This window comes from Streptomyces sp. NPDC101110 (genome assembly GCF_044759525.1).
In the GTDB taxonomy this organism is placed as follows: Bacteria; Actinomycetota; Actinomycetes; order Streptomycetales; family Streptomycetaceae; genus Streptomyces.
Genome location: NZ_JBIVZM010000029.1, coordinates 1 through 5061 on the forward strand (window position 1 = coordinate 1; position 5061 = coordinate 5061).

At 68.9% G+C, this 5061-nt stretch carries 1 protein-coding gene; it reads left to right on the forward strand.

The features are described from left to right. Window positions 1-31 precede the first annotated feature (31 nt). Window positions 32-5061: amino acid adenylation domain-containing protein (locus ACIQU3_RS36800; RefSeq protein ID WP_403930153.1), on the forward strand; the 5030-nt coding region annotated here is incomplete at its 3' end.

The following is a 5061-nucleotide window of genomic DNA, read 5'->3' on the forward strand; positions in this document are numbered from 1 at the left end:
GGAGCGGGATGACTGGGTGTTGCGGTGTGTGGTGTTCGGTGGTGAGGCGTTGGATGTGGGCCGGCTGGGGGGCTGGTTTGAGCGGCATGGTGGTGGGGGGCCGCGGTTGGTGAACATGTATGGGATTACGGAGACGACGGTTCACGTCACGTATTCCCCCGTGGAGCCCGTGGAGCCCGGGGATGGTCGTGGTGGTGTGATCGGTGTGGGTCTTCCGGATCTGCGGGTGTTCGTGCTGGATGAGGGTCTGCGTCCGGTGCCGGTGGGTGTGGCGGGGGAGCTGTATGTGGCGGGGGCCGGTTTGGCGCGGGGGTATTTGGATCGTGCGGGGTTGACGGCGGGGCGGTTTGTGGCGTGTCCGTTCGGTCCGGGGGGTGCGCGGATGTATCGGACGGGGGACCGTGCGCGCTGGATGGCTGATGGCCGGCTGGCCTACGAAGGCCGAGCGGACGAGCAGATGAAGATCCGCGGGTTCCGTATCGAGCCGGGAGAGATCGAGGCCGTACTGGCCGGGCATCCACAGGTGGCGCAGACCACGGTGATCGCCAGAGAGGACACGCCCGGCGATGTCCGCCTGGTCGCCTACCTCGTGCCGACCGAGGATGGCAACACGGATGAACTCGTCATGGTGGTAAGGGGGTTTGCGGCTGCCCGGCTGCCGGAGCACATGGTGCCGTCGGCGGTCGTGACGCTGGATGCGTTGCCGTTGACGGTGAACGGCAAGCTGGATCGCAAGGCGCTGCCCGCGCCGGAGTTCGCGGCGGGCGCGGGGCGTGGTCCGGTGACGGTGCAGGAGGAGATCCTGTGCCAGGTGTTCGCCGAGGTCCTTGGTCTGCCGGCGGTCGGTGTGGAGGACGACTTCTTCGCGCTGGGCGGGCACTCCCTGCTGGCCGTGTCGCTGGTGGAGCAGCTCCGCAGCCGGGGCGTGTCCGTCTCCGTCCGCGCACTCTTCCAGACACCGACCCCGGCCGGTCTGGCCGCGGTGGCGGCTCCGGACACCATCGACGTCCCGGAGAACCGCATCCCGGAGGGTGCTGAGCACATCACACCGGAGATGTTGCCGCTGGTCGACCTCGACGAGGCCGAGCTGGCGCACGTCATCGGGCAGATACCCGGGGGCGCGGCCAACATCGCGGATGTGTATCCCCTGGCGCCTCTGCAGGAGGGGCTGTTCTTCCACCACCTGCTGCAGGCTGACGGCGGCGGTGCGGATGCGTATGTGGTGCCACGGGTGCTCCAATTCGACTCGCGGGAGCGCCTGGATGCCTTCCTCGGCGCTCTTCAGCGAGTGGTGGACCGGCACGACATCTACCGCACGGCGATCGTGTGGGAACAGTTGCGTGAGCCGGTCCAGGTCGTGGCTCGCCAGGTTGATCTTCCTGTCATACCGGTTGAGTTGACTGCTGAGGGCCATGCCGCGGTGGAGCAGTTGATCGCCGTGGCCGGGTCGAGGATGGACATCGGCCGTGCGCCACTGATCGACGTGCACATCGCCTCACAGCCGGGCGAGGACAGTGGATGGCTGGCGTTGCTGCGCATGCACCACCTCGTCCAGGACCACACCACACAGGACGTACTTCTCGATGAGATGAGAGCGTTCCTGTCCGGGCGGGAGGATGCCCTGCCGGAGCCGCTGCCGTTCCGCAACTTCGTGGCGCAGGCGCGGCTGGGCGTGACGCGGGAGGAGCACGAGCGGTACTTCACCGAGCTGCTGGGCGATGTGGAGGAGACCACCGCTCCGTACGGTCTGCTGGACGTGCACGGTGACGGCAGCGGCGTCGTGCGCTCCCACCTGCGGGTCGACGAGGAGGTGGGCCGGCGGGTGCGTGACGTCGCCCGGTCGCTCGGCGTGAGCCCGGCCAGCGTGTTCCACCTGGCCTGGGCGCGGGTGCTGGCCACGGTCAGTGGTCGTGACGACGTCGTGTTCGGCACGGTGCTGTTCGGGCGGATGAATGCCGGTGCGGGTGCGGACCGGGTGCCGGGGTTGTTCATCAACACGCTGCCGGTCCGGGTCCAGGTCGACACCGTCGGCGTCGCCGACGCGCTGGAAGGCGTGCGCGACCAGCTGGCGGAGCTGCTGGTGCACGAGCACGCCCCGCTGACCCTGGCGCAGCAGGCCAGCGGCATCCCGAACGGCAGTCCGCTGTTCACCTCGCTGTTCAACTACCGGCACGGCAAGCGCCCGCAGGCGGTACCCGCACCGGAAGCCGCTGACGCTCCCAGGGGCATCGTCACGGTGGCCATGCGCGAGGCGACGAACTATCCGGTGACCGTGGCGGTCAACGACCTGGAGTCCAGGTTCGGACTGACCGTGGACGCGGTGGGACCGGTCGACGGGCAGGCGGTGTGCCGGCTGCTGCACACCTGCGTCGACAACCTCGTGAGCACACTGGAGAACGACCCCCACGGCCTCCTGTCGGCGGTGGACGTCCTCGACGCCACCGAACAGAACCGACTCCTCGAATCCTGGAACGACACCACGAAGGAAATGCCGGAGCAGGGTGTCCACACCCTGGTCGCCGAACAGGCGCGGCGCCGTCCGGACGCCGTGGCAGTGGAGTTCGGAGCCACGCACCTCTCGTACCGGCAGCTCGACGCGCGAGCCAATCAGATCGCGCACGCGCTCATCGCGGCCGGCGTGCGCAGGGGGTCGCTGGTCGGGGTGTGCCTGGAGCGCGGTCCCGATGCGGTGGCCGCACTGCTGGGAGTCTGGAAGGCCGGCGCGGGCTACGTACCGCTGGACACGGACTACCCCTCCGCCCGGTTGGGGTCCATGATGCGTGACGCCGACGTCCGGGTCGTCGTCAGCCAGGGAGGACTGGCCGACCTCCTGACGGACTTCGACGGCGTGGTCGTACCGGTCGAGAGCGTCGGTGAATCCTCCTTCCCGAGCGAGGATCCGGCCGTAGCCGTGACCGCAGGCGACGCCGCCTACGTGATGTTCACGTCCGGCTCGGCGGGATTGCCCAAGGGCGTGATGGTGGAGCACCGTGCCGTGGTTCGGCTGGTGTGGGGGCAGCAGTACGCGGAGTTCAGCGAGCAGAACGTGCACCTGCTGCTGGCGCCGCTGGCGTTCGACGCCTCGACCTTCGAGTTGTGGGGCGCGCTGGTGCACGGCGGCCGCCTGGTGATCGCCCCTCCCGGCGCCGTCGGCGTGGCGGAACTCCGTTCGCTGATCTCCGAGAAGGGCATCCGCGACCTGTGGTTGACCGCCGCGCTCTTCAACACGGTCGTCGATGAGGACCCGAGCGTGCTGGCCGGGCTGGCGCGCGTGCTGGTCGGCGGAGAGGCGTTGTCGGCACGGCACGTGCGGGAAGCGCAGACCGCGGTGCCCGGACTGCGAGTGGCGAACGGGTACGGGCCCACCGAGACCACCACGTTCGCCTGCACCTACGCCATCCCGGAGCTGCCCGAGGACACACAGTCCGTGCCGATCGGTTCTCCGATCGCCAACACGCAGGTGTACGTGCTGGATGGTGCGTTGCGTCCGGTGCCGGTCGGCGTGGCGGGAGAACTGTACGTCGCGGGTGCGGGTCTCGCGCGGGGCTACGCGGGGCGTCCCGGCCTGACGAGTGAGCGGTTCGTGGCCTGCCCCTTCGGCCAGGTGGGCGGGCGGATGTATCGGACGGGGGATGTGGTGCGGTGGTCGGCCGGGGGCCGGCTGGAGTATCTGGGGCGTGCGGATGAGCAGGTGAAGATCCGTGGTTTCCGGATCGAGCCGGGTGAGGTCGAGGCGGTCCTGGCGGCGCACCCGCAGATCACACAGGCGGCTGTGATCGCCCGTGAGGACGTTCCCGGGGACAAGCGCTTGGTGGCGTATGTGGTGGGGGATGCGTCGGAGTCCGAGCTGCGTGAGTACGTGGGTGAGCGGTTGCCGCAGTACATGGTCCCCTCGGCGGTCATTGTGCTGGATGCGTTGCCGTTGACGGTGAACGGCAAGCTGGACCGCAAGGCGCTGCCCGCACCGGAGTATGCGAGCGGAGGAGGCCGGGGTCCGGCGACGGTGCAGGAGGAGATCCTGTGCCAGGCCTTCGCGCAGGTCCTCGGTCTGGACGAGGTGGGAGTCGAGGACGATTTCTTCGCTCTGGGTGGTCACTCGCTGCTGGCGACGCGGTTGGTGAGTCGGGTGCGTGCGGTGCTGGGTGTGGAGGTGGCGCTGCGGACTCTGTTCGAGGCGTCTACCCCGGCCGGTCTGGCGGCGCGGTTGGGTCAGGCCGATGAGGCACGTCCGGCTCTGGTGGCTGGGGAGCGCCCGGGTCGGGTGCCGCTGTCGTACGCACAGCGCCGGCTGTGGTTCATCGGCCAGCTGGAAGGCCCCAGCGCGACCTACAACATCCCGATCGGGGTGCGGCTGAACGGGGCACTGGACCGGCGAGCGCTGGAAGAGGCCCTGCGCGACGTCCTGGAACGCCATGAGGTGCTGCGGACGGTGTTCGCGGTCGCCGACGGGGAGCCTTATCAGCGCATCCTGCCCGTCGAGGAAAGTGGTTTTGCGCTGAAGGTCACCGAGGTGACTGTGGATGGTCTGGACGCAGCAGTGGCGGAGGCGGCGCAGTACGCCTTCGACTTGAGCACGGAAATCCCCCTCCAAGCCCGTCTGTTCACTCTGGGAACGGATGAGCACGTCCTGACAGTCGTCGTACATCACATTGCGAGTGATGGGTGGTCGTCTGCTCCGTTGGAGCGGGATCTGACGTCTGCTTATGCGGCGCGGTGTGAGGGGCGTGCTCCGGTGTGGGAGTCCCTGCCGGTGCAGTACGCGGACTATGCGTTGTGGCAGCGGGGGATGCTCGGGTCGGAGGAGGATCCGGGCAGTGTGCTCTCGCGTCAGGTGGGGTTCTGGCGTGAGGCGCTGGCCGGTGCTCCGGAGGAGCTGGCGTTGCCCTATGACCGGTCGCGTCCGGCCGTGGCGTCGCATGAGGGACATGCGGTGCAGGTGCAGGTGCCCGCTGGGGTGCATGCGCGGTTGCGTGAGGTGGCGCGTGAGCGTGGCGTGACGGTGTTCATGGTGCTCCAGGCGGCGCTGGCGGTGACGTTGTCGCGGCTGGGTGCGGGCACGGA